Origin of the sequence: Kitasatospora nipponensis, from assembly GCF_039528135.1 — a bacterium.
GTDB classification, from domain to species: Bacteria; Actinomycetota; Actinomycetes; order Streptomycetales; family Streptomycetaceae; genus Kitasatospora; species Kitasatospora nipponensis.
Genome location: NZ_BAAALF010000349.1, coordinates 1 through 3977, shown reverse-complemented (window position 1 = coordinate 3977; position 3977 = coordinate 1). Strand labels below are relative to the sequence as shown.

2 protein-coding genes are annotated in these 3977 nt (G+C 74.2%); both read left to right on the top strand.

Translation table 11 applies throughout. From position 1 onward, the window contains the following. The first annotated feature begins 5 nt into the window (after positions 1 to 5). Positions 6 to 1658 carry a glycosyltransferase family 39 protein gene (locus ABD323_RS39900; protein ID WP_344447013.1) on the top strand — a complete coding sequence of 551 codons (1653 nt, stop codon included), beginning with the start codon at positions 6 to 8 and terminating at the stop codon, positions 1656 to 1658. A gap of 86 nt (positions 1659 to 1744) precedes the next feature. Further along, positions 1745 to 3823, top strand: coding sequence for a galactose oxidase early set domain-containing protein (locus tag ABD323_RS39895; protein WP_425556327.1), 2079 nt, complete (start codon positions 1745 to 1747; stop codon positions 3821 to 3823). Positions 3824 to 3977: the final 154 nt, after the last annotated feature.

Here is a 3977-nt window from a genome sequence, read left to right as displayed (position 1 = left end):
CGCCGGTGCCGGTGCCGGTGCCGGTGCCGGTGCCCGTCCTACCTTCGCCGGCCCCGCCTCCCGCGCCCGCGCCCGCGCCTGCGCCCGCGCCTGTTCCGCCGGCGGCGCCCGCCCCCCCCCCCCCCGCCGCCCCCCCCGCCGCCCCCCCCGTCCAGTTCTGGAACATCACCGGTTACCCCACCGTCAGCGACGACGAGGGGACCTACCTCGCGCAGGCCTGGGCCGTCCAGCACCACCACGGGCTGGCCCCCTACACCTACTGGTACGACCATCCACCCCTCGGCTGGGTGCAACTGGCCGTACTGGCCTGGCTGCCGGGCCTGTTCGCCTCGCCCGACCACCTCTGGACGGCCGAACTGCGGATCGTGATGCTCCCGGTCACCGCGGTGAGCGCGCTGCTGCTGCACCTGCTGGCCCGTCGGCTGGGCCTCTCCCGCGGCTTCGCCGCGCTCGCCGTGCTGCTGCTGGGGCTCAGCCCGCTGGCGGTGGGCCTGCAACGCGAGCTCTTCCTGGACAACTTCGCCCTCCCGTGGATGCTCGCCGCCTTCGCGCTGGCCGCCTCCCCGCGCAAGCACCTGTGGCACCACGTCGCGGCGGGCCTGTGCGCGGGGGTCGCGGTGCTCACCAAGGAGACCATCGCCGTGGTGCTGCCCGCCCTGGTGCTGCTGCTGTGGCAGCACAGCGGCCGCACCACCAGGAAGTTCTCGCTGGTCGGCTTCGGCACGGCGCTCTTCCTGATCGCCGTCGGCTATCCGCTGTACGCCGCGATCAAGGGCGAGCTCCTCCCCGGACCCGGCCATGTCTCGCTGCTCGGCGGCCTCTTCTTCCAGCTCCACCGCTCCGGCTCCGGCTCGGTGCTGACGCCGGGTTCGGGCGCACGCCAGGTGCTGGACTCCTGGCTCTACTACGACCGGGTGCTGATCGTCGGCGGCCTGGCGGTCGCGCTGCCGCTGCTCGGCTCACGCCGGCTGCGCGCGCCCGCGCTGGCCGTACTGCTGCTGGCGGCCGTGGTGCTGCGGCCGGGCGCCGGCTACCTGCCGGCGATGTACGTGATCCAGGCGCTGCCCTTCCTGGCACTGGTCCTGGCCGGCGCCGCCCAGCTGGCCACCCGGCTGGTCCTGGGCATCCGGCCGCTCCCACCCGCCCGGCCCGGCCCCGTCCCGCGCGCGGTGCGCTGGGCGGTGCTGCTGCTGGCCGCCGCCCTCGCCGCCGGCTACACCGTGCCGCGGTGGTACGCCGGCGACCGCACCGCCCTGACCTCGCACCCCAACGCGCGCTACGACGCGGCCGCCCGCTGGCTGCGCACCCAGCTGCCCGACCCCGCGCACACCCGGATCACCGTGGACGACGCGCTCTGGCCGGGTCTGGTGCGCGACGGCTTCGAGCCCGGCAGCGGGGTGATCTGGTACTCCAAGGTCGACCTCGACCCGGCCGTCGCCGCCACCCTGCCGCAGGGCTGGCGCAGCCTGGACTACATCGTCTCCAGCCCCGCCCTGCGCCAGGACCCGAACGACCTGCCGACCGTGCGCGCCGCGCTGGCCCACTCCACCGTCGTCGCCGCCTTCGGGGACTCGGCGGCGGACCGGATCGAGATCCGACGCATCGTCAAGGACGGCGACGTCAAGGACGCCGACGCCGCCCGGCCGCCGCACCCCTGACCCGCCGCCGCCACCACGACCGCCGGCGCCGCCACCGCCACGCCAGCCGCCGCCACCACCACCGCCATCACCGGAGGAGCCCAGCTGTGATCCGCACATCCCGCCCCAAGGCCGGGCCGGTCTTCGCCGCCGTGCTGGCCCTGCTGGCCCTGATGCTCGGCGCCCGTCCCGCCTGGGCCGGCGCCAACCTGCTGGTCGATCCGGGCCTGGAGTCGCTCGACGGCAACGGCTTCCCGCTCTGCTGGGAGCAGTCCGGCTGGGGCACCGGCACGGCCGACTACACGGTGACCTCGGCCGGGGCGCACGGCGGCACGCACGCGCTGCGGCTCACCGTCACGGGCGTCACCACCGGTGACCGCAAGGCGATGATGCGGGAGAGCCCGTCCTGCGCCCCGGCGGTGACGCCGGGCCACCAGTACGACCTGGGGGTCTGGTACACCACCAGCACTCCCGACACGGTGATCACCGCCTTCCGCCACGACGTCGCCACCGGCTGGCAGTACTGGACCGACCTGTCGACGCTGCCCCCCGCCACGGCCTACGCGCACGCCGAGGTGCGCACGCCGGTGGTCCCGCCGAACACCGACCAGCTCAGCTGGGGCGTGACGGTCTACGGCACCGGCACGGTGACCACCGACGACTACACCATGACCGACGCCACCGTGCCGGCCGGCCCCGACACCTGCACGGCCGGCCCGGCCTGCACCGCCGGCTCCTGGCAGGTGATGCCGTTCCCGAACCCGGTGCGCAGCATGCACGCCATCGTGCTGCACAACGGCCGGGTGCTGCTGATGGCGGGTTCCGGCAACGACCCGATGGCGTTCGCCGCCGGCACCTTCACCTCGGCCGTCTACGATCCCGCCACCGGCGGCTTCCACCAGGTCCGCACGCCCGTGGACCTGTTCTGCTCGGGGCACGTGCAACTGCCCGACGGCCGGGTGCTGATCATGGGCGGCACCCGTTCCTACCCCGCCGCCGACGGCAGCCACGGCTACGAGGGGCTCGCCAGCGGCTACCTCTTCGACCCGGCCACCGAGAGCTACACGCCCACCAACGACATGAACGACGGTCACTGGTACCCCTCCGCCACCGAGATGGGCGACGGGGACGTGCTGACCTTCGGCGGCCTGCGGGCCGACTCCAGCGGCAGCGTCACCGCCGAGCGCTTCGCCACCTCCGCGCAGGCCTGGCAGCCGACCGGGCAGGTCAACCAGAGCTGGCACTTCTGGGGCCTGTACCCCTCGATGGTGCTGCTGCAGGACGGCCGGCTCTTCTACACCGGCAGCCACGTCTTCGGCAACGGCACGCCGGGCGCGGGGGCCGCGCTGTACGACTACCGGGCCAACACCGTCACCGACGTGCCCGGGCTGCAGAGCAAGGACACCCGCGACCAGTCGATGAGCGTGCTGCTGCCGCCCGCCCAGGACCAGCGGGTGCTCACCGTGGGCGGCGGCAACATCGTCAGCAACGTGGACGCCGGGCGGCAGACCGACCTCGTCGACCTCCGGGCCGCCTCCCCCGCCTACACGCCCGGTCCGCTGCTGCCACTGGGCCACCTCGCCGACGGCAGCACGGAGTCGGCCGCCCAGGGCAAGATGTACGTCTCCACCGTGCTGCTCCCCGACGGCCGGGTGCTGGAGACGGGCGGCGCCCTGCACAACCGCGCGGACCCGGTCTTCGAGGCCTCGATGTTCGACCCGGCGACCGACACCTTCACCGCGGGCCTGGCCACCGACCCGATCCCGCGCAGCTACCACTCGGCGTCCTTCCTGCTGCCGGACGGCCGGGTGATGACGGTGGGCGACAACCCGGGCAACGGCAGCTTCGACCTGCACGTGTCGATCTACACCCCGCCGTACCTCTACCACGGCGCCCGCCCGCAGATCACCTCCGTCGCCGACCCGATGTGGTCCTACGGCTCCAGCCGGCGCATCACGGTGGACGGGCCGATCGTGCGCGCCGAGCTGATCCGCCCGGCCGCCGTCACCCACTCCTCCGACCCCAACCAGCGCTTCGTCGACCTGCCGCTGACCGTGCACGGCGACGGCAGCGTCGACCTCAACGTGACCAGCAACCCCAACCTGGCGCCGCCCGGCTACTACATGCTCTTCGTGGTCGACGCGAACGGCGTGCCGTCGGTGGCCCAGTGGGTCCACCTGATGTGACGGTCCCCCGGCCCACCACCCCGTCCCGAACGGAGATCCGCGTGCACTCCAGGACCGCTCCACGCTCGCTGACCGCCGCCCTGCTGGCCGCCGAGGCGCCCCCCCTCGCGCTGGTCGGCGCGCTGCGCACCGGCAGCGCCGCCTCCAGCGGCAG